19 protein-coding genes are annotated in these 19,069 nt (G+C 61.6%); 7 read left to right on the top strand and 12 right to left on the bottom strand.

The annotated features are described in order from the left end of the window. Positions 1-18: 18 nt before the first annotated feature. Positions 19-435 (bottom strand): ribbon-helix-helix domain-containing protein, encoded by a 417-nt coding sequence (locus NCT05_RS30325; protein ID WP_008346513.1) that lies wholly within the window; start codon positions 433-435, stop codon positions 19-21. Between the two features lie 103 nt (positions 436-538). Further along, positions 539-1,240, bottom strand: coding sequence for a hypothetical protein (locus NCT05_RS30330; protein WP_175980175.1), 702 nt, complete (start codon positions 1,238-1,240; stop codon positions 539-541). A gap of 8 nt (positions 1,241-1,248) precedes the next feature. Between NCT05_RS30330 and NCT05_RS30335 the strand changes: the two genes are divergently transcribed. Then, positions 1,249-2,535, top strand: coding sequence for a GAF domain-containing sensor histidine kinase (locus NCT05_RS30335; protein ID WP_350030095.1), 1,287 nt, complete (start codon positions 1,249-1,251; stop codon positions 2,533-2,535). A 40-nt stretch (positions 2,536-2,575) separates the two neighbouring features. Here NCT05_RS30335 and NCT05_RS30340 read toward each other — a convergent pair whose 3' ends face one another. From NCT05_RS30340 to NCT05_RS30355, 4 genes are read right to left on the bottom strand one after another with little or no spacing between them, the layout of a single operon-like run. Then, entirely contained in the window at positions 2,576-3,346 is a 771-nt protein-coding gene (locus NCT05_RS30340) for an ABC transporter substrate-binding protein (protein ID WP_250503888.1), read from the bottom strand. A 50-nt stretch (positions 3,347-3,396) separates the two neighbouring features. Beyond that, a complete protein-coding gene (locus NCT05_RS30345) occupies positions 3,397-4,194 on the bottom strand; it encodes an ABC transporter ATP-binding protein (protein WP_008346522.1) in 798 nt (265 codons plus the stop codon). Beyond that, positions 4,191-4,901: an ABC transporter permease gene (locus NCT05_RS30350; RefSeq protein WP_250437644.1), complete on the bottom strand. Its 711-nt coding sequence runs from the start codon at positions 4,899-4,901 to the stop codon at positions 4,191-4,193. Before NCT05_RS30350 ends, NCT05_RS30345 begins: the two co-directional genes overlap by 4 nt. Beyond that, positions 4,898-5,593, bottom strand: a complete 696-nt coding sequence (locus NCT05_RS30355) for an ABC transporter permease (RefSeq protein WP_250503889.1) — start codon at positions 5,591-5,593, stop codon at positions 4,898-4,900. The genes NCT05_RS30350 and NCT05_RS30355 overlap by 4 nt, the downstream gene beginning before the upstream one ends. 179 nt (positions 5,594-5,772) lie before the next feature. Here NCT05_RS30355 and NCT05_RS30360 point away from each other — a divergent pair, with 179 nt between their 5' ends. Continuing rightward, the gene (locus NCT05_RS30360) at positions 5,773-6,855 is read left to right on the top strand and encodes a M14 family metallopeptidase (RefSeq protein WP_250503890.1); all 1,083 of its coding nucleotides are present in this window, start codon (positions 5,773-5,775) and stop codon (positions 6,853-6,855) included. Here the strand turns inward: NCT05_RS30360 and NCT05_RS30365 are convergent, their stop codons facing one another. Beyond that, complete coding sequence (locus NCT05_RS30365) at positions 6,856-7,710, bottom strand: IclR family transcriptional regulator (protein ID WP_250503891.1); 855 nt, start codon at positions 7,708-7,710, stop codon at positions 6,856-6,858. It abuts the gene before it with no gap. Positions 7,711-8,013: 303 nt separating this feature from the next. Between NCT05_RS30365 and NCT05_RS30370 the strand changes: the two genes are divergently transcribed. After that, entirely contained in the window at positions 8,014-9,189 is a 1,176-nt protein-coding gene (locus tag NCT05_RS30370; protein WP_250503892.1) for an aminotransferase class V-fold PLP-dependent enzyme, read from the top strand. Between the two features lie 27 nt (positions 9,190-9,216). On the opposite strand, the gene NCT05_RS30375 is transcribed toward NCT05_RS30370, so the two are convergent. Together NCT05_RS30375 and NCT05_RS30380 are read right to left on the bottom strand one after the other, a co-directional pair. After that, on the bottom strand, positions 9,217-10,770 hold the full coding sequence (locus NCT05_RS30375; protein WP_250503893.1) for an amino acid adenylation domain-containing protein: 1,554 nt from the start codon (positions 10,768-10,770) through the stop codon (positions 9,217-9,219). Between the two features lie 241 nt (positions 10,771-11,011). Further along, complete coding sequence (locus NCT05_RS30380) at positions 11,012-12,043, bottom strand: AraC family transcriptional regulator (protein WP_175980168.1); 1,032 nt, start codon at positions 12,041-12,043, stop codon at positions 11,012-11,014. A gap of 310 nt (positions 12,044-12,353) precedes the next feature. Between NCT05_RS30380 and kce the strand changes: the two genes are divergently transcribed. From kce to NCT05_RS30395, 3 genes are read left to right on the top strand one after another with little or no spacing between them, the layout of a single operon-like run. Then, the gene (kce, locus tag NCT05_RS30385; protein ID WP_008346539.1) at positions 12,354-13,292 is read left to right on the top strand and encodes a 3,5-dioxohexanoate:acetyl-CoA acetone transferase; all 939 of its coding nucleotides are present in this window, start codon (positions 12,354-12,356) and stop codon (positions 13,290-13,292) included. 27 nt (positions 13,293-13,319) lie between these two features. Continuing rightward, on the top strand, positions 13,320-14,654 hold the full coding sequence (locus tag NCT05_RS30390) for an MFS transporter (protein WP_033536003.1): 1,335 nt from the start codon (positions 13,320-13,322) through the stop codon (positions 14,652-14,654). Positions 14,655-14,681: 27 nt separating this feature from the next. Then, the gene (locus NCT05_RS30395) at positions 14,682-15,473 is read left to right on the top strand and encodes an SDR family oxidoreductase (protein WP_008346542.1); all 792 of its coding nucleotides are present in this window, start codon (positions 14,682-14,684) and stop codon (positions 15,471-15,473) included. A gap of 57 nt (positions 15,474-15,530) precedes the next feature. Here NCT05_RS30395 and NCT05_RS30400 read toward each other — a convergent pair whose 3' ends face one another. Next, positions 15,531-16,280, bottom strand: a complete 750-nt coding sequence (locus tag NCT05_RS30400; protein WP_250503894.1) for an SDR family oxidoreductase — start codon at positions 16,278-16,280, stop codon at positions 15,531-15,533. Positions 16,281-16,394: 114 nt separating this feature from the next. Here NCT05_RS30400 and pdxR point away from each other — a divergent pair, with 114 nt between their 5' ends. After that, positions 16,395-17,873: a MocR-like pyridoxine biosynthesis transcription factor PdxR gene (gene pdxR, locus NCT05_RS30405; RefSeq protein WP_250503895.1), complete on the top strand. Its 1,479-nt coding sequence runs from the start codon at positions 16,395-16,397 to the stop codon at positions 17,871-17,873. Here the strand turns inward: pdxR and NCT05_RS30410 are convergent. Both NCT05_RS30410 and NCT05_RS30415 read right to left on the bottom strand, forming a co-directional pair. Further along, on the bottom strand, positions 17,870-18,490 hold the full coding sequence (locus NCT05_RS30410; protein ID WP_250503896.1) for an FMN-dependent NADH-azoreductase: 621 nt from the start codon (positions 18,488-18,490) through the stop codon (positions 17,870-17,872). The two genes, pdxR and NCT05_RS30410, sit on opposite strands and share 4 nt — an antisense overlap. Next, positions 18,487-18,951 (bottom strand): GNAT family N-acetyltransferase, encoded by a 465-nt coding sequence (locus NCT05_RS30415; RefSeq protein ID WP_250503897.1) that lies wholly within the window; start codon positions 18,949-18,951, stop codon positions 18,487-18,489. The genes NCT05_RS30410 and NCT05_RS30415 overlap by 4 nt, the downstream gene beginning before the upstream one ends. Positions 18,952-19,069 lie beyond the last annotated feature (118 nt).

Genomic DNA, 19,069 nt, shown 5'->3' on the forward strand with positions numbered 1-19,069 from the left:
GGGAAGGCGTCAGGCGCATCAGCGGATTCGATCCGCCAATGCGGCCTTGACTGCCGGTGACGCATGGAGCGCGCCTCGAACCAGAATCGAGTCGATCGCTGCCAGCGCGAGTTCGGGGGAGACGTCCATGGCAATGCTCGCCAAACCGAGCACCTGAATCCGCAGACGCTGATTGGCCGCGCATGCCGCCTCGAGATCCTGTTTCGAAAAATGCTGAAGGCCGAGCACGAGTTCGCGGCGCGTCACGGTGTCCTTCAGAGCCGGCGCATGAATCGACAACTGATTGCGGATGGCCGTGCGGATCAGATCCGTCCGGTTCGAGTAAAAGCCTTCCTCGACGAGCAGATCGATCTGGCCCAAGTCGACCGGACCGAGATTGATCGTGATTTTTTCGGTTTCGCTGCCTCGCGAGCGATCCGGCACTTCTTTTGCCATAGTGTGAAAAACCTCCCGTTACCATCCATGTGGATGGTTATAGGAGGATTTCAAGAGAGCGTCAACGATGATTTTTGCGATTTAGCGCAGACGCGATCGCGACTCAGACGCGCACCCAGCAACCCGATTCCGGGCACACGGCGGTTCGTGAGCCGTTCAGCCAGACTTGCGCTTCCTCGAGTTGCAGCGCGTTCGAGCGGTCGCTATCGAAGACGACGTTCAGCGCGTTTCCGGTATCGGCGTCTTCGATGGGAAGTTCCCACGTCAGGAAAATCTGGGTGAAGTCGTGGTCCGGGGGGAAGTCGGCGGCGCAGAAGCGGTCGCTGTCGCGCTGAATGACGCCGTGAGGCTGGACCGTATCGAAGATCACGGCCGTTCCCCTCGTCAGCGCAATGCGTTGTCCGGTAGCGGGGAAGTGCAGGTCCAGACCTTTGTCTTCGCTCAGGAAGAGATTGCAAAAAGCGGCGCCGCCATACTGCTCGCCGTCATGGTGATACCTGGCGCCACGACAGGCCATCAACGCCATGTCGCTATCGTCGAGCACCGCGGGAAGCCCCAGCGCGCCGGTCCAGTCGGACATGGCCTGCACGCAGCGTTTGTAGTCCGGCCAGCGAAATTGCGTCCGCGCGAGATGCATCGGCTCGACATCACCGGGTTGCAGCGCGAGACGCGTCGTGGTTTCTCTCTGCCAATCCGCGAGCATCGACGCGGGAGGCGCAGGCAGATCGAGCGTGCCGGATAGAACGATGTCACTGACGCGACGACTGCGGATCGCGTCGCCGCTCCAGAAGAAAGAAGTCAGCATGTCTCGCATTGGGCAGGACTTTCGGAGCTAAAAAGAAATGTTCGCGGCGCATAATACGGCCTTGTCACATCTCAGCAGCATTCGACATGATAACTTTGACCGGGGAAGACGGCCCTGACGCACTGAAGGACGACATCGAGGCTATCGGCCGCGTGAGTGCCGTGGGCTCGATGCTCAAGGCGATTTGCGAAAGAACATCGATGGGCTACGCCGCGGTCGCGCGCGTGACAGACAATACATGGACAGCGTGCGCCGTTCACGACGACATTGGCTTCGGTCTGGAAGTCGGCGGTCAACTCGATCTGAAGACGACGCTATGCTTCGAATCGCGAGAAGCGCGCGAATCGATCGTCATCGATGACTTCGGGAACGATCCGCGTTACTGCGGTCATCACACGGCCAGAATCTATAACCTTCAAAGTTATATCTCCGTGCCGATCGTTCTATCCAACGGCCGGTACTTCGGCAATCTATGCGCGATCGATCCGCGTCCGCGCTATCTGTCCGATGTCCGCACGGTCTGCATGTTCGAGGCGTACGCCAAGCTCATCGCGCTTGAGCTCGAACTGGAGGAAAACCGCTCTGCGTCGGCAACTGCGCTATCGCACGCGCGCGAGGCCGCGGAATTGCGTGAGCAGTTCATCGCCGTTCTCGGACATGACCTTCGCAATCCGCTAACAGCGGTGCATTCGATTGCCGAATATCTTTCGATCAAAGGTGGAACCACCGAGATCACTCAACTCGGATTGCGATTGAAGGCGGTCGCCGGCCGAATGGCGGGTTTGATCGACGATGTAATGGACTTCGCGCGCGGACGCCTGGGCGCCGGACTGGGCGCCCACATCGCGCCCGACCCCGATCTCGGCAAGCTTTTGCGCGATATCGTTTCCGAGGCAAAGGCGGGTCATCCCGGCTTGATGATAGAAGACAGCATCGCCATTGAAGGAACCGTCCACTGCGATTCGATTCGTATGCAGCAGCTATTGTCCAATCTGTTAGGCAATGCAATCACGCATGGCGCGGCGGACTTGCCTATTACCGTAAATGGGAAAGTCGAGGCCGGGAAATTGATCATCGCCGTGAAGAACGGTGGCGATGCCATTGCGCCCGAGGACATCAGGAAAGTGTTCGAGCCATATTGGCGGCCCGCCGATAAACCGCGAGGCGGGGGTCTCGGTCTCGGTCTTTTCATCTGCAAGCAAATCGTGCAGGCTCACAATGGCGATCTGCAGGTATCGTCATCGCTCGCCGATGGCACATGTTTCACTGCAATCATCCCCGTTCGGCAAGCGTGACGTCGGGATCCGCTGATGCCGGCGTCGAGACGATAACCTCTCAACTGCCGTAAGGATCGAACTGGAAATACCTGGCTGCGAGTTGTTTATAGGTGCCGTCGGCGAGCATGTCGGCGATCGCCTTGTTCATCTTTTCCTTCAGTTCGATATCCGACTTGCGGATTCCAATGCCCGCGCCGTTGCTCGCATAGACATTGCCGCCGGTGAACTTGAAACCGGCGCCTTGCGGCGTTCTCAGGAATCCGTACTCGCCGACGGCTGCATCGGTGAAGCAGCTATCGAGACGGCCTGCGGCGAGATCCGCGAATACCTGATCGAAATTCGGATAAGAAACGACGCGCGCGCCGGCGGGCGCCCAATGTTCCTTCGCATAGGATTCGGGAACGGTGCCCTGCTGGACACCGATCGATCTTCCTTTCAGCGATTCCGCGGTGGGTTCGAGGTTCGTGTCTTTACGCACGATCAGTTTGTTCGGCGTCTTATATAACCTCGATGTGAAATCGATCACCTGTTTGCGTTTGTCGGTAATCGACATGGACGCGAGAATGGCATCGAATTTCTTGGCCTGAAGCGCGGGAATCATGCCATCGAAGTCGTTCTGAACCCATTCGCATTTTGCGTGCATGCGCTTGCAGATTTCGGTCCCGAGATCGATGTCGAATCCGACGAGCTTGCCGCTGGAGTCGCGCGATGAAAACGGCGGATGCGACGGATCCACGCCGTATCGAAGCGTCGACGCATCCTGAGCGCTTGCATACGATGAGGTGAAGGCGGGCGCGCAAAACAGCAGGGTCGACACGAATCGTTTCATTACAGAAGTCTCCGGCTGATGATCTTGTTGTCGATAAAGAGAAAGGAAAGCTATGCCGCGGACAGAAACCTTCGGAGCCGGCTGCTTGCGGAATTGGCGAACAGGTCCGCCGGTTTTCCTTGCTCTTCGATTCGTCCTTCATGCAGAAAAATGATCTCGCTGGAAACATTGCGGGCGAAGTTCATCTCATGCGTCACCACGATCATCGTCCGTCCTTCCGCCGCGAGTTTCTGCATGACCTTCAACACTTCGGACACGAGTTCGGGATCGAGAGCGGAAGTCGGCTCGTCGAAAAGCAGAACGTCGGGATCCATCGTCAGTGCGCGGGCGATTGCGACGCGCTGTTGCTGGCCACCCGAGAGATGCGCGGGGTAACGGCCGGCGATATCGACGCCCAAACCGACCTTGTCGAGATTGGCCCGGCCATATTCTTCGGCTTCGCGCCGACCGAGTCCGAGTACGTGAACCGGCGCATGAATCACGTTTTCGAGCACCGTCATATGCGGCCATAAGTTGAAGTGCTGAAACACCATCGCGAGCTTGGACCGTATGCGCCGCAATTGATGTTTGTCGACCGGCCTGAGCGTGCCCGTTCTGTCCTGCTTCATGCGGATTTCCGTCTGATTGACGAAGATGCGGCCCGCCGACGGATGTTCGAGCAAGTTCATGCAGCGCAAGAGCGTGCTTTTGCCCGAGCCCGACGAGCCGAGAACGCTGATGACGTCGCCGGCGCGCGCGCTGAGCGACACGCCTTTCAGCACTTCGTGCGTGCCGAAGCTCTTGTGAAGATCGGCGACCACGACTTTTTCAGGTGAACGCGACGAATCGATGCAGACATCGTTAGTCATTTTTGCGGTGTCAGGTAAGCGAGCCAACGGTTTTCCGCCTGGCGAAAGAGCCAGACCAGCGAAAAGGTGATCGCGGAATAGAGCAGAAACGCAATGCCGAATGCGGCGAACGATTGATAGGTCGCGGAATTCACGTCGCGCGCCACTTTCAGCAGATCCGGCACGGTTGCGGCGAACGCAACGGAAGTCGAATGGAAGACCAGAATGACTTCATTGCTATAACTCGGTAACGAGCGCCGCAGCGCGGAGGGGAGAATGACGTGCAGATAAAGCTGCAACGTCGACATTCCCGCGGCCACGCCGGCTTCGATCTCGCCCGCAGGCGTGGCCTTGATCGCGCCGGCGAAAATCTCGGTCGTGTAGGCGCATGTATTCAATGCGAACACGAGTAGCGAACAATGCATTCCGTCCCGAAAGAACGCGTTCGTGAGCTCGTGATTACGAATCACGTCGAGGCTGAACACGCCCGTATAGCAAAGCAGTAACTGAACGAATAGCGGTGTGCCACGAAACAGATAGGTGTAAAGCCAGACCGCGCGCGACAGGAAACGGTTCGCGGAACTGCGCGCGATGGCCATCGGCACCGCCAGTGCGGATCCGAGCACGACGGAGAACAGCAGCAGCCAGATCGTGACGATCAATCCGGTGAACTGATAGCCGTCGGTATAAAGATAGTGCCGCCAGTATTCGCGAAAGACGTCGATCATACGTTCACCTTGCGCACGCCGACGTCATATCGATTTTCGAGGTGACGTAATACGAGATTGGATGCTGTCGTGATCAGCAAATAAACGAATGCGGCCACGCCGATAAAAAAGAAGTAGTGCGTGGTGGTCTTGCCTGCGTCTTGCGCGGCTTTGACGACATCCGAGAGTCCGATGATGGATACGAGCGCCGTCGATTTGACGATGACTTGCCAGTTGTTTCCGAGCGCCGGCAGCGCATAGCGCATCATTTGCGGAAACAGGATATGCGCAAGGACATGACCGAACGACATGCCGAGCGAAGTGCCCGATTCGAGTTGCCCGCGCGGAATCGCCAGAAAAGCGCCACGGAGCGTCTCGGTAAAGTACGCGCCGTGGATCAGACCCAGCACGATCACACCGGCCGCGAAAGGCTTGATATCGATCTGCGTCCAATGCAAGCGCTCGGTGATGCCGTTCAGCAGAATCTGGATGCTGTAGTAGAGCAGCAGCATCAGCACGAGATCCGGTGCGCCGCGTACGATCGTCGTGTAGAGACGGGCCAGTCTTGCGATCCATCGGCTGCCGAACAGCTTCGCGCAGGCGCCGAGCAAGCCGATCGCGAAGGCCAGCGCCAGCGAACAGACCGCCAGTTGCACGGTCTGCAGCGCGCCTTCGAGAACGAGCGCGCCATATCCGTGTAGAAGAGAACTCATGGACGATGTCCCTTGTGTGTCCGATGTGGCACATTTGAGCGCATGCCAAATTCGATGTCAATAAAGGTCCGATGAGTGGAACTACTTAGAACCGGAAAACGGCATTTTTCAGATGCGCGAGTTTAGAATCTTGTTGCGCAGCCGGAACCTCGCGCGTCATCGTAGAAAGGAGACGAAAGGTGCTACTCAAGCGGACGCCGTTACTCGCAGCGACCATCGGTACGCAGCGCGATCTCGTAAGCCTGACGTTCGGGCCGCCGGACGCGGACATGAAGGTTTATCTGCAGGCATCGCTTCATGCCGACGAAACGCCCGCGATGCTCACGGCGCACGTCCTGCGCGACGAACTCCAGGCGCTCGAAGCCGCGGGCAAGCTCGACGCGACCGTCACGCTCGTTCCGATAGCGAATCCGATCGGCCTGAGTCAGCATGTCTTCGGCCAGTTCTTCGGCTGCTTCGAGCTGAATAGCGCCGCGAACTTCAATCGCGGCGTCGCGCGCCCCTCGGACATCTGCGCGCATCTGGAAGGCCGTCTCGGCAGCGACGAAGACGCGAACAGGCGCGCGATAAAGAACGCAATGCGCGCATCGCTCAATGCTTGCGCGCCGACGACGGAATTCGACGCGCTGCGTTCGACCCTGCTGAAGCTGTCTTGCGATGCCGACATCGTTCTTGACATTCATTGCTCGCTGGAAGCGGTCGTCCACGTCTATGCCGACACCGCCGCGTGGCCGCGCGTCGAACCGCTCGCGCGCCATCTGCAATCGCGGGCGCAGATGCTGTTCGACCGCGCGGATCTCGGGCTTTTCATCGACTGGACGCGCCTGGCGTGGGCCGACGTCGAAGCGCGCTTCGGCGACCGGTATCCGGTTGGCGAGGGCGCTGTCGCCGCCATCGTCGAGTGCGCCGGCGAGCGCGACGTCACGTATGAATCGGCGCGGCGTCATGCGCGAGCGATCGTTGCCTATCTCGTCGATCGGGGCGCTATCCGCGATACGCCGTCGCCATGCCCCGTCTTGATTCATCCGGCGACGCGACAAGCGGCGAGCGAGCATTTCTACGCCGCGACCAGCGGCATCGTGGTGTACGCGGCGAACATCGGCGACGTGGTGGAGGTCGGCGAGGCGATCTGCGACATCGTCGACCCGATCACCGGCGCAACGACGACGCTCAGAAGCCGCACGAAAGGCGTGTTCTACATGCGCCGCGCGATCCGCTTCGTCACCGCCGGCGCGGAGATCGGTCGCGTGACGGGCGGTTGATCAGGAGCGCTTGCGGCGCGTCGCCTTGCTATCGGTATCGGCATTGTCTTCGGCGGTCGTTCCGCCGTCGATCACGCCGAGAATCTTTGTGATTCGCAGCGCCGCTGCCTGCAAGGTCGGCACCAGCAAGGTAATGTCTTCCAGCGACTTGCGCGCTTTGGGCGCCGAGATGCTCAAGCACGCGATCAGGCGGCCGTGCGGCCCCGAGATCGGCACGGCGGCGCCGACCACGCCGATCGCGAACTCGGAATCGTTGGTCGCATAGCCATTCTTTCGCGCGAGGTCGATTTCGAGCCTGAGCCGTTCCGGATCGACGATGGTGTAGGGCGTGATCGGTTCCCACGGTCCGCTCAGCAGATAAGCGTCGAGCTGCTTCTTCTCCATGTTCGCCAGAAACACGCGCCCGCTGGACGTGCAGTGCACGGGCGCGCGATGCCCTTTCTGAAAATTGAGCGTCAACGGCGAATTGCCGATCGCGCTGTCGATATACACGACCTCGGAGCCGCGCATGACGCCGAGGCTCACCGTTTCATCCGTGCGTCGCGACAGTTCCATCAGCAGCGCGTGGATCGGCCCATGCGAGGTGGACGCCGCGAGGATGTTCGTCGCGAGTTCCAGCAGGCGCGGGCCGACCTGATACCGGCCGCGTTCCATGCCGTGTTCGAGAAAGCCGAACTCTTCGAGATTGCTGACGAGGCGATGCGCAGTGGTCTTCGGAATGCCGAGCGCGGTGATGATGTCGGCGGTCGTCATGCGACCGGTTTGCGCAGCCATTTCGATGATGTGAAACGCGCGCTCGGTGGGAGAGACCTCCGGCTCGGACGTCTCGACGATGGCTTGTTCTTCCTTGCGCATGTGTGCTGGGTTTTCTGGTTTTATGGGCCTGTGGCGCGCATCCTTCGCGGATCAGGCGAAAAGCGGTTCCCTAGGATACTCGATTCGAATTGCGGGCCCGGAGGGTGACAGGAAGGTTCGCGATGGTGGGAGACATGCGGCCAGTTTAGCATCTCCGTCTAATGATTCCATAAATAGGAACTCGATAGTTCCACTTATCGGAATGTATTTGACATCGCTTCTCGGCGATCGTCTAATGCCTCGACGGATTCGTGCCGTGCCGTGCATGCCCTCGCAAAGAAAACCTGAAATGAGACATCGCTCATGATCCCGACTGCAAAGCTCGCCGCTGTCCGCGAGCAGTTCCCCGTCACCACAAGGCAGCTTTATCTCGACTCCGCCCACCAGACGCCGCTTGCGCTAAGCGTGCGCGAAGCACTCGAAGCCTTCTTGTCGGAAGGCTTCGAGATGGCCGGTCCGAAGCCGGTCTGGTTGCGACGTGTCGAGGAAACACGCGAGAGCGTCGCGACGTTCTTCAACGCGGCGCCGACCGAAATCGCATTCACCAAGAACACGTCGGAAGGACTCAATATCGCGGCGAACGCGGTCCCGCTCCGGGCCGGCGACAACGTCGTGCTGATAGAAGGCGATCATCCCAACAACGCCTATGCGTGGTTGAACCTCAAGCGCAATGGCATCGAAGTGCGGTTCGCGCCGTTGCCGGACGACGAGATTGCCACCGCCAAGACGTTCGAGCCATATATCGATGCGCGTACGAAAGTCGTTTCGCTTTCGCATGTGACGTTCCATGCGGGCCAGGTCCATGACCTGATGAGCATCGGACGGCTGTGCAAGGCGCGCGGCATTTACCTGATCGTCGATGCGATGCAGTCCGTCGGCGTCATTCCGCTCGACGTCAAGGCGCTGAACATTTCGGTGCTGGCAGCCGGCACGCACAAGGGCTTGCTCGTGCCGCAAGGACTCGGCGTGCTTTATATCGCCGACGGTCTCGACGAATTGCAGCCGGCTTACCTTGCGATGTCCAGCATGGCGAATCCGCCAGCCGACTATGTCGCCCGTCCCGACGACATGGCTTTACGCAAGGACGCGCGGCGCTTCGAATTCGGCAACGTCAATCTCCCGGACCTGCACGCACTTTCCGCGGCGATCGGCCTCATTCAGAGCGTAGGCGTCGAGGCGATCCAGAAGCATGTGCTGGCGCTCGGCGATCTGCTGCTCGAACGCCTCGATGCGCTGGGTGTGAGCGTCGTCGGTCCGCGAGCGCGTGGCAAGCGCAATCACATATACGTGCTGAAACTGCCGGTCGACAAGTGGACCGACTACTTCGCTCGAAACAACGTGCGCGTCTCGCCGGAGCGTGGCGGCATCCGCGTGTCGCTCGCGATGTTCAACACCGTAGGCGACATCGAACGGCTGATAGAAATGCTTCGTATCGGCCCTACGACAGGCACGCTGGCCGCGACGGAGCAGATCGACTGAAACGACGCGAGCCGATCGCCCCACGCCTCACGCCGCGACCTCGCCGCGCGCGCAATATTCCGCGAGCGCCTTTCTGTCGATTTTGCCGTTCACCGTCAGCGGGAACGCATCGATGATGACGATCCGTTGCGGCATCGCATAGACCGGCAGACGCTGCCGGCACGCCCGCCAAACATGCGTGGTCTCGACTTCCGGATTCGTCACGAACGCGACGAGGCCGGTTGCTCGTCCGACTTCGTCGAGCGGCCACGGGACAACCGCGCACGACGCGGCGTGGCTGGCCGCTTGCACGACATGTTCGACTTCTTCCAGCTCGAGCCGGTGGCCGCGGATTTTCACCTGTGTATCGAGACGGCCCTGAAACACGATCCCGTGTGGCGTCGTTTCGCGCGCGGCGTCGGCGGATCGATACCAGCGATGCGCGGTCTTGCCCGGATAGTTCATCGCGATGAACCGGCTATTGCCGGGTTCGTCGGACGACAGATAGCCTTCGGCAAGCTGCGGTCCCGCGATCAGCAATTCGCCCGTCTGGCCCGGGGCGACCGGTTCGAGCTCGGCATCCACGATCATGAGTTCCACGCCGGGCAGGCCCTGGCCCAACGGTATGACCGTGTGCTGCGGATCGTCCAGGAATTCGGGCGTGACTTCGAAGCACGTACAGGCGACGGTCGCTTCCGTGGGCCCGTACATGTGCAGCAGCCGGCTGTTCGGCGCGGCACGCATCCACGCCTGCGCGAGCGAGCGAGGCAACGGCTCGCCGCCGAACATCGACACGCGAATGCTCGGAAATGCGCCCGCTGGCAGCTTGCGCATTTGCTGCATGATGCCGGCGACCGATGGCACGCTGCACCAATGCGTGATCCGGTGCGTCTGGACGAAGCTCGCGTTACCGACGGGATCGACGTTTTCGGGCACATATAGGCAGCCGCCGTTCGCCCAGCAGACGAACATGTCATGCACGGACGGATCGAAGCTCAGCTCGCATAGCTGCATGTAACGCGCATCGCGCACCTTGTCGACCAGTTGCAACTGGCCGTTCACGTACGCATCGGCGTTCGCATGCGTGATCGGCACGCCCTTCGGCGATCCCGTCGAACCGGACGTGAAAAGTATGTAGGCGATGTCGTGCGCGGCGCCTCGGCTCTGCATGAGCGAGAAAGCAGGGGATGGAAGTTGCGATTCTTCCGCGTCTGCGTCGAGCAGGACAATCTGCGGAGGTTCGTCGAGCAGGGACAGCACTTCATCGAGCGACTCGGCGCAACGCCGATCGACGAGCATCAACGGCGCGCCGGATTGCCGGATGATCGCCGCGATCCGCGCTGCCGGCATCTTCGGGTTGAGTGGCACATAGGCCATGCCGGCATCGAGAATGCCCAGGATGCCGACATACGCGCCGACGCTGCGATATGCAAACAGCAGGCATCGGCTCGTGCAGGTGCTTCGTGCGAACGCCGCCAGTCCCGCCGACAAGCGACGGACCCGGGTTTCAATCTCGCGGTAGCTGTAAAGACGCTCATCGACCCATAACGCAGGGCTGTCCGGCTGGTTCGCAGCAGAATCGAAGAAGTGAGAATGCAGCATCCGACGGTCCCCCTGGCACACGAGTGTTGATGTTTTTTTCGAGTCCGCGACTGCTCGATCCGGTCGATGCGATCGATCGCAATTCGACGGATTCAGATTTCGCACACTCCTCGGTTCAGCCTTCGCTCATTCGCCACTGCCGCGAAGTGAGTGCATTGTTATATTTCTGTAAGGTTACGTATGTGCGCCGTCGAACCCATTTTTGTCTGAAGTAACGAATGAAAAGCCTGCGCGGCCGGCGTCACTCCTGCTCGCGAATTTCGGCGGGGCCTTTGCCGGTCCAGCGCTTCAGCGCCCGGCGGAAATTGGCGGTGTCGGTGAAGCCGACCAGCATGGCGACATCGTCCGTGCTCAGTTTCGTCGTCTTCAGATACTCGGTGGCGAGCGAGCACCGCACATCGTCGACGATGGCGACGAACGACGTGCCTTCCGACTCGAGCCGTCGACGCAGCGTGCGGCTCGTCATCTTCAACGCGCTAGCGACGGTCTCCATGCCGGGGAACTCGCCCGGCTTGCGCATGAGAACCTGATAGACCTCGCCGGAAACACCGGTCGATGTCTTCGCCTGTCCGATGAGCCTGTCGCACGTCTCCTGCAGAAGCGCGGCGGAGTGCCTGTCCGCGAGATGAGGCTTGAGTTCGAGTATCGCGCCGTCGTAGATGAGCTGACATTCGTCGGCGTCGAACTCGCATGGGCAGCCGAGATACTCCGGATAGATGGAGGCGTGCGGCGGCGCGGGATACGAGAAGCGCGCGAGCATCGGCGGACAGCTTCTGCCCGCGACATCCTGCAAGTGCGTCACATGCTGCGTGTACTGCTGTTCGAGCAGGAACTGCTGCACGTCATGCGGGAAGGGCGACGTGAACGCGTCGGGAAACGTCCATACCGACGTGTCCGGATGTTCGTGCCATTCGATGGTGATGGTCGGCGTCGCGAGCCGATGGTATTTGACGCCGAGCCGAAAGTAATCGCGCAGCGACAGGCACGACATCAGCGCGTAGCCGTACATGCCATACGCGGCCAGATGCAGCCGCGCGCCCGTCTTGAACGGCGTTCGCGGATCGGCGGAAAGCGCGACGGCGTTGCTGCATACAGCGGCGTACTGCCGGACGGACGTCATCACCGAGGCATCGTAGATCTCCTCGGGCGCAACGCCGCTTCCCTTCAGGCTGTCCGCCGGCGCAATGCCTTGCTCAGCGAGCACGTCCACCAGCGCGGCGATCTTGTAGGGCGCATAGATGCGCTCGTTCAACAGTGGCAGTCTCGACGACACAGCGCCTCCTCGTGTGTCCTGCGGGGACACCACCTTGTCCGAATATGACCTTTCGCAGCGCATCGTATCCCACTACTATCACCGTAACAAGACGAGTCCGCATCGCGAATGCGCGACTCGCGAATCCATCGGAGACAGCCATGCAACGCCAACTTCACGTCAGTTCGTCGCCGCCGGCTTAAGCCGGCCGCACGGTCGTTTCCCGTTCCGCCCTACGTTTTCCAACGGCGTCCTCCCGCGCTTGCCTCGTTCAGGCGCGCCGGGGTATTGCCGAAGCTCGCCCATCGAGCGCGTTTCCGAAGGACATTCAATGAGCAATCCGAGCAGCAAAGTCATCATCACCTGCGCCGTGACCGGTTCGGCGCATGTGCCGTCGATGTCGGAATATCTGCCTATCACGCCCGATGACATCAAGCATCAGGCGCTCGAAGCCGCCGAGGCCGGGGCCGCGATTCTTCATCTGCATGCGCGCAATCCGGAAGACGGCCGCCCGACGCCATCGCCCGAAATATTCCGGCGATTCGTGCCCGCGATCGCCGCGCAAACCGACGCCGTCATCAACATTTCGACGGGCGGCAGCACGCGCATGACGCTCGACGAGCGCCTCGCTTACGCACGCGTGGCGAAGCCGGAAATGTGCTCGCTGAACATGGGCTCGATGAATTTTTCGCTTCATCCCGTCGCGGCGAGGATGTCTTCGTGGCGCTTCGACTGGGAGAAGGATTATGTCGAAGGCATGGAGGACATGATCTTCCGCAACACGTTCCGCGACATCAAGAACATCCTCACCGAATTCCGCGACTATGGAACGCGCTTCGAATTCGAGTGCTATGACGTGGGGCATCTGTACAGCCTCGCGCATTTCATCGATATCGGGCTGATCAAGCCGCCATTCTTCATCCAATCCGTGTTCGGCATTCTCGGCGGAATCGGCCACGATCCCGAGAATCTTTCGATGATGCGCGCGACTGCCGACCGTCTTTTCGGACGCGAGAACTACCATCTTTCGATTCTCGGCGCCGGGCGTCATCAGATGTCACTGGTGACGATGGGCGCGATCATGGGCGGCAACGTGCGAGTCGGCCTCGAAGACAGCGTCTACCTGTCGCGAGGCGTGAAGGCGAAATCGAATGCCGAACAGGTCCGCAAGATTCGCCGCATTCTCGAAGAGTTGTCTTTCGACATCGCGACACCCGCCGATGCGCGAGCCATGCTCGGGCTCAAAGGGCGCGACAACGTTTCGCTCTGACTCGAAGAAGTCAAATCTGGAGACATCATGACTGCCGCTACTGTTGACCACAGCCTCGGAGAAACGCATTGGCTTGCGACTCGCAAGGCCATGGCAAGACTGCTTCCGCTGATGTGCGGAATCTACTTCCTGTCGTTCATCGATCGCACGAACGTGGCGCTCGCCAAGAGCGCCCTGGCTGCCGACCTCGGCATCAGCGCCGCGGCGTATGGACTCGGCGCCGGCATCTTCTTCATCGGCTATGCGCTGCTCGAAGTGCCGAGCAATCTGATCGCGCATCGCGTCGGGCCGCGCGCGTGGATCGCGCGAATCGCGGTGACGTGGGGCGCGCTTTCGACCGCGATGATGTTCGTTCAGGGCGAGTGGTCCTTCTACATATTGCGCGTGTTGCTGGGCGTCGCCGAAGCGGGATTGTTCCCCGCGCTGATGTACATGGTGACGCTCTGGTTCGCGCCCAAAGACCGCGCCGTTGCCGTCGGATGGATCTACACCGCGCCGTCGATCGCGCTCATCATCGGCAATCCGTTGGGCGCGGGTCTGATGCAGCTCGGCGGCATCGGCGGTCTTCACGGCTGGCAGTGGATGTTCCTGCTCGAAGGCTTGCCGACCATCGTGTTGGGCATCGTGCTGTTCTTCAAGCTTCCGAATCGTCCGTCCGAAGTGAAGTGGCTGTCCGCGCAGGAAGCGCAGGCGCTCGAAACGCACGCGGTCATCGACACGCACGGACACGCGGACCTCACCACGGCAGACTGGCTCGCCGCGCTCAAGCGCCCGACGACCGTGCTGATCGCGCTCATCTACTTCCTGAATCAGGTGGCGTTCGTCGGCCTGTATTTCTTCACGCCGTCGATCGTCGCGCAGATGCATGTGAGCTCGCCGATTCTCGTCGGCGTTCTGTCGAGCAGTGTCGGCATCGGCTTTCTGCTCGGCGTGCTGACCCTTCCGCGCATTCATCGCCGTGTGAGCAACGAATGCGGCTTTCTCGGCGTGCTGACCGCGGGCGTCGTCGTCAGTGCGTGTGCGTTCCTCGCCAGCCGGAATCAGGCAGTGCAGATTACGCTGCTCGGCATCACGGGCTTCTTTGCAGGCGGCATTCTGCCGTCGTACTGGGCCGTCGCGATGAAGCGGCTGCAAGGCGTGCAAGCGGCGGCCGGCCTCGCGTTCATCAACACGATCGGCTTGCTGGGCGGCTTCGTCGGACCTTATCTTTTCGGGCTCGCCGAAACGATGACCGGCAGAAGCGATGCGGGCTTCAACGTCGTCGTGGCTGCCTCGGTGCTGGGCTTGCTGCTGGTGCCGCTGCTCGCGAAATCGATTCACGCCGCGCAGCGTCCCGTCGCCGATGCTTCTCCCGCTCGCTGATGAACCGAACGAATGTCGATATCGAACATGAATACTTTTGAGCTTCTCAAACCGGTCCCGGGCTTGCGCGTACTCATCTCGGGCGCGGCTGCCGGCATCGGCGCTGCAATCGCGGACGCATTCGTGCAAGCCGACGCGCAAGTCTATATCTGCGACGTGAACCAGCAGGCGGTCGATGGCGCCAAAGCGCGCAATCCGAAGCTGCATGCCGGTGTCGCCGATGTCGGCGCGCGCGAGCAAGTCGATAGCGTCATCGACGACGCGCGCTCGCGGCTCGGCGGGCTCGACCTGCTCATCAACAATGCGGGCATCGCGGGTCCGACTGCCGGGATCGAAGCCATCGATCCGGACGATTGGGAGCGAACCATCGCGACGAATCTCAACAGCCAATACTATTTCCTGCGTCGCGCGGTGCCGCTGCTCAAGGAGACGTCGGATCGCCCCGGCATCATCGCGATGTCGTCCGTCGCTGGCCGGCTGGGTTATGCGTACCGTACGCCGTATGCATCGACGAAATGGGCGATCGTCGGTCTCGTCAAGTCGTTGGCCGTCGAACTCGGGCCGAGCAATATCCGCGTCAACGCGATCCTGCCGGGCGTCGTCGAGGGCGAGCGCATGGACAAGGTGATCGCCGCGCGCGCCGAATCGGCGGGCGTCGGCTTCGATGAAATGAAAGCGCAGTACCTGAAGAAGATTTCGCTGCGCCGCATGGTCACGGTCGACGATATCGCAGCGATGACGCTGTTCCTGGCATCGCCGGCGGCGCGCAACATCTCGGGACAAGCCATCAGCGTCGACGGCAACGTCGAATATCTCTGACCATCCGAAAAGCGCAACCGAAGCGGGCGCCGGGCACGGCGGCGCCCGCCGTCACACTCACGCGTGCGCGCGTGCCAGCCATTCATCCAGACCGATGCCGCCGCGACGCGCTTCGCCGGTCGGCACGAGCGAGTCTTCGCTGATCGTGCCGCCGAAGTACGTCGCGTCCGGATCGACGACGATCTCGCGCACATCGCCCTTCGCCTTCAGATACCGGCCGATGATCCGATTGAGCGGCGCACGCTCCGGCCCCGCGATATCGATGATGCCGAGCAGCGGCGCGCCGAGCGCGACATCCGCGACGATCGCGGCGACATCGTCCGCGGCGATCGGCTGAAACTGTCCCGGCGACAGATGCACCTTGCCGTCCTGCATGCCGGCATCGGCGATGCCGCCGAGAAACTCGTAGAACTGCGTCGCGCGAACGATCGAATACGGCACGCCCGCTTCGGCGATCAGCTTCTCCTGCGCGGCCTTCGCGCGGAAATAGCCGTTGTCCGGCATGCGGTCCGTTCCGACGACCGACAACGCCACATGATGCTGCACGCCCGCCGCGGCCTCGGCCTTGCCGAGATTCGTCGCCGATGCGCGGAAGAAGGCCATGACGTCGTCCGGCGCCCACGAAGGCGCGTTCGTCAGATCGATCACCACTTGCGCATCGCGAAGCGCTTCATGCAATCCTTCGCCCGTTACGGCATTCACACCGCTGCGCGGCGAAGCGGCGACGGCCTCGTGACCCTTCGAACGCAGGATCGCGACCGTTTTCGCGCCGATCAAACCCGAACCTCCCATGACGACGATCTTCATGATGCACCTCGTGCTTAAAGTGAAAAGACAGTGAACGTGAAGTCATTGTGTGAGAATCATGGCTTAGCGAAAAGGGACAAGAATCGTCGATCGAACTAGTCCATGAGACATGTCATGCCATCAGCCGACCATGCGTTGAAGATAGCAATCGACCGGCATGAGGCCGCGCCGATTTACCTGCAGATTTGCGAGCGCTTCAAGACGGCCATTGCGGCGGGTCATCTGAAACCCGGCGACCGCGTGCCCGCGTTGCGCGGCCTCGCGACGCAACTGAATATTGCGCGCGGCACCGTCGAAACAGCCTATACCATTCTCGTCGACGAAGGCTATCTGCAGATGCGCGGCGCCGCGGGCACGTTCGTGTCGTCGTCGCTGCCCGAAGCCGCGACGCCGTCGGGCGCGCGCAAGGACCGCGAGCGCGGGAACGCGCCGCGCACGGCACGCGCAACGCGCGCCGAACCGGCCGCCGAGATCGGCCACGATGCGAAGCCGCTGCGTCCGGGTCTGCCCGCGCTCGATGCCTTTCCGCGCAAGGTATGGAGCCGTCTCGTCGCGCATCGCGCGCGCAGCGGCGATCTCGCCACGCTTGCCTATCCCGATCCCGCCGGATATCGGCCGTTGCGCGAACGCATCGCGACATATCTCGGCCTGTCGCGCGGCGTGGCGTGCGATCCGCAGCAGGTTTTCGTGACGAACGGTTATCGCGCGACGCTCGAACTCGTGCTGCGCGGTCTCGCGAAACCGGAGGATCGCGCGTGGTTCGAAGAGCCCGGCTATCTGCTCGCGCGTAACTTTCTTCTCGATGCCGGCATGCGGCTCGTGCCCGTGCCGACGGATGACGAAGGGCTCGACGTCGATGCCGGCATCGCGCTCGCGGCCGATGCGCGTTTCGCGTTCGTCACGCCAGCGCATCAGAGTCCGCTCGGCGTCACACTGTCGCTCGCGCGGCGCATGAAGCTGCTCGACTGGGCGAGCCGCGCGCAGGGCTGGATCGTCGAGGACGATTACGACAGCGAGTTCCGCTACGCGGGCCGCCCGTTGCCGGCGCTGAAGAGCCTGGATCGCGACGATCGCGTGATCTATTGCGGCACCTTCAGCAAGGTGCTTTTTCCGGGCCTGCGGCTCTCGTATGTGGTCGCGCCCGGCCGGGCCGTGGAGCGCTTCGGCCAGGTCACGGCGAGCATGAACGCGGGCTCGCCGTATCTTTATCAGGCGGCCGTGGCGGACTTCATCGCGCAGGGGCATTTCGCGCGGCATCTGAAGCGCATGCGCGCGCTGTATGCGCAACGGCGCGAGTGGCTTGCGACGGCGATACAGAAGGCGTTCGGAGATCGCGTGAGCATCGGGTTGCCGACGGGCGGCATGCATCTCGTCGCGATCTTCCGTGCGGATCGCGACGGTCCCGTCGACGATCTGGCGATGTCCGCCCGCGCGCGGGAGGCGGGTCTCGCGGTGCTCGCGCTGTCCGCGTGGTATCTCAACGGGCGAAGCAAGGAAACGTTGCGCGGTATCGTCGTCGGCTTCGCGAATGTCGCCGATGCCGGCGAAGCGGCGCGTCTCGCGCGCATGCTTCGCCGGGCGTATGACGGTTAGGGCGTGACGGTGTCGCCGTCGGATGCGAAGAGCGCGTGCCTCGCGATGTCCTCGCGCGCGAGATCGAGCGCCTGTGCGACGGCTTCGCTGCCGCGCACGAGGCCTTGGAGCGTCACGAGGCGCAGGTCCTGCAAGCCGATCGAACCGAGCGCGTAACGCAGGTACGGCGTAAGGAAGTCTCGCTGACGCGCAAGCTCACCGCCATGAAATCCGCCGGAACCGACGATCACGAACGTGGGCCGGTCGCGCATCAGACCGACCTTGCCTTCGGGCGTCGAAACGAACGTGCGGTGAATGCGCAGCACGTAGTCGATCCATAGCTTCAGCGCGGCGGGCACGGTGAAGTTGTGCATCGGCGTATTGATGATGAGCGTGTCGGTGGTTTCAATTTCGCGGATCAATTGTTCGGAGATGTCGAACTGCGCTTCGTCCGGATGGCGCGACGTGATGGCGCGCGCGTAGTCCTGCGTGAGCGGAGGCAGCGGCGTTGCGGCGAGATCGCGTTTCACGGTATCCACGCGCGCACGCTTGCGCAACGTATCGATCATTTCGAGCGCGAGCCGGTAGCCGTGACTCGCGTCGCCGTGCGGGCTCGCGTTGATGAAGAGCACTTTCATCGCGCGCGCTCCTCGCCGGGCACAGCCAGCGTCTGCACAAAATGCATGCCCTTGGCGAGCAGGCCGTTGCGGTAATAAAAGCGCTGTGCGAGCGCCATATGCAGGCCGGTGTCGAGCACGAAGCGGGCGCAGTGTTCGTCCCGTGCGATCCCGCGGACGGTGTCCAGCAAACGGGCACCGATGCCGCTGCCTTGCAGACGCGCCGTGACGACGAGATCGTCGACATAGACGAAGCGTCCGTACAGCGTGTTCGTCTGCGTTCGATACCCGGCGAGGCCGAGAATCGCGCCTTCGTCGTCACAGGCGGCCAGCAGCCGATAGCTTTCCTCGCGTTGACGGCGCAGTTGTGCGCAAAACGTATCGGGGTCCGTAAGGTGCGGCCGGAGTTCCTTCATTACTTCGAAGGCGCGCGTCCAGTCTTCGGGGGTATCGAGGTGTCGAAAAACGATCGATGTGTCCATGCGTGTTCTCCACAATGCATGACACATACATTACCGATGCGATGGCGCAGTCTGAAGGGCCAAGAAACGCGCTTCCGGGTAGGCCATGACGGCGTGCTCGATCGCGCGGGCGATGCTG

The organism is Caballeronia sp. AZ7_KS35, assembly GCF_023631045.1.
GTDB classification, from domain to species: domain Bacteria; phylum Pseudomonadota; class Gammaproteobacteria; order Burkholderiales; family Burkholderiaceae; genus Caballeronia; species Caballeronia zhejiangensis.

What these genes read in the sequence shown, in the direction of transcription:
- NCT05_RS30325 (WP_008346513.1), bottom strand. Translation starts at nt 435, where the DNA reads ATGGCAAAAGAAGTGCCGGATCGCTCGCGAGGCAGCGAAACCGAAAAA.
- NCT05_RS30330 (WP_175980175.1), bottom strand. Translation starts at nt 1,240, where the DNA reads ATGCTGACTTCTTTCTTCTGGAGCGGCGACGCGATCCGCAGTCGTCGC.
- NCT05_RS30340 (WP_250503888.1), bottom strand. Translation starts at nt 3,346, where the DNA reads ATGAAACGATTCGTGTCGACCCTGCTGTTTTGCGCGCCCGCCTTCACC.
- NCT05_RS30345 (WP_008346522.1), bottom strand. Translation starts at nt 4,194, where the DNA reads ATGACTAACGATGTCTGCATCGATTCGTCGCGTTCACCTGAAAAAGTC.
- NCT05_RS30350 (WP_250437644.1), bottom strand. Translation starts at nt 4,901, where the DNA reads ATGATCGACGTCTTTCGCGAATACTGGCGGCACTATCTTTATACCGAC.
- NCT05_RS30355 (WP_250503889.1), bottom strand. Translation starts at nt 5,593, where the DNA reads ATGAGTTCTCTTCTACACGGATATGGCGCGCTCGTTCTCGAAGGCGCG.
- NCT05_RS30365 (WP_250503891.1), bottom strand. Translation starts at nt 7,710, where the DNA reads ATGCGCAAGGAAGAACAAGCCATCGTCGAGACGTCCGAGCCGGAGGTC.
- NCT05_RS30370 (WP_250503892.1), top strand. Translation starts at nt 8,014, where the DNA reads ATGATCCCGACTGCAAAGCTCGCCGCTGTCCGCGAGCAGTTCCCCGTC.
- NCT05_RS30375 (WP_250503893.1), bottom strand. Translation starts at nt 10,770, where the DNA reads ATGCTGCATTCTCACTTCTTCGATTCTGCTGCGAACCAGCCGGACAGC.
- kce (WP_008346539.1), top strand. Translation starts at nt 12,354, where the DNA reads ATGAGCAATCCGAGCAGCAAAGTCATCATCACCTGCGCCGTGACCGGT.
- NCT05_RS30390 (WP_033536003.1), top strand. Translation starts at nt 13,320, where the DNA reads ATGACTGCCGCTACTGTTGACCACAGCCTCGGAGAAACGCATTGGCTT.
- NCT05_RS30395 (WP_008346542.1), top strand. Translation starts at nt 14,682, where the DNA reads ATGAATACTTTTGAGCTTCTCAAACCGGTCCCGGGCTTGCGCGTACTC.
- NCT05_RS30400 (WP_250503894.1), bottom strand. Translation starts at nt 16,280, where the DNA reads ATGAAGATCGTCGTCATGGGAGGTTCGGGTTTGATCGGCGCGAAAACG.
- pdxR (WP_250503895.1), top strand. Translation starts at nt 16,395, where the DNA reads ATGCCATCAGCCGACCATGCGTTGAAGATAGCAATCGACCGGCATGAG.
- NCT05_RS30410 (WP_250503896.1), bottom strand. Translation starts at nt 18,490, where the DNA reads ATGAAAGTGCTCTTCATCAACGCGAGCCCGCACGGCGACGCGAGTCAC.
- NCT05_RS30415 (WP_250503897.1), bottom strand. Translation starts at nt 18,951, where the DNA reads ATGGACACATCGATCGTTTTTCGACACCTCGATACCCCCGAAGACTGG.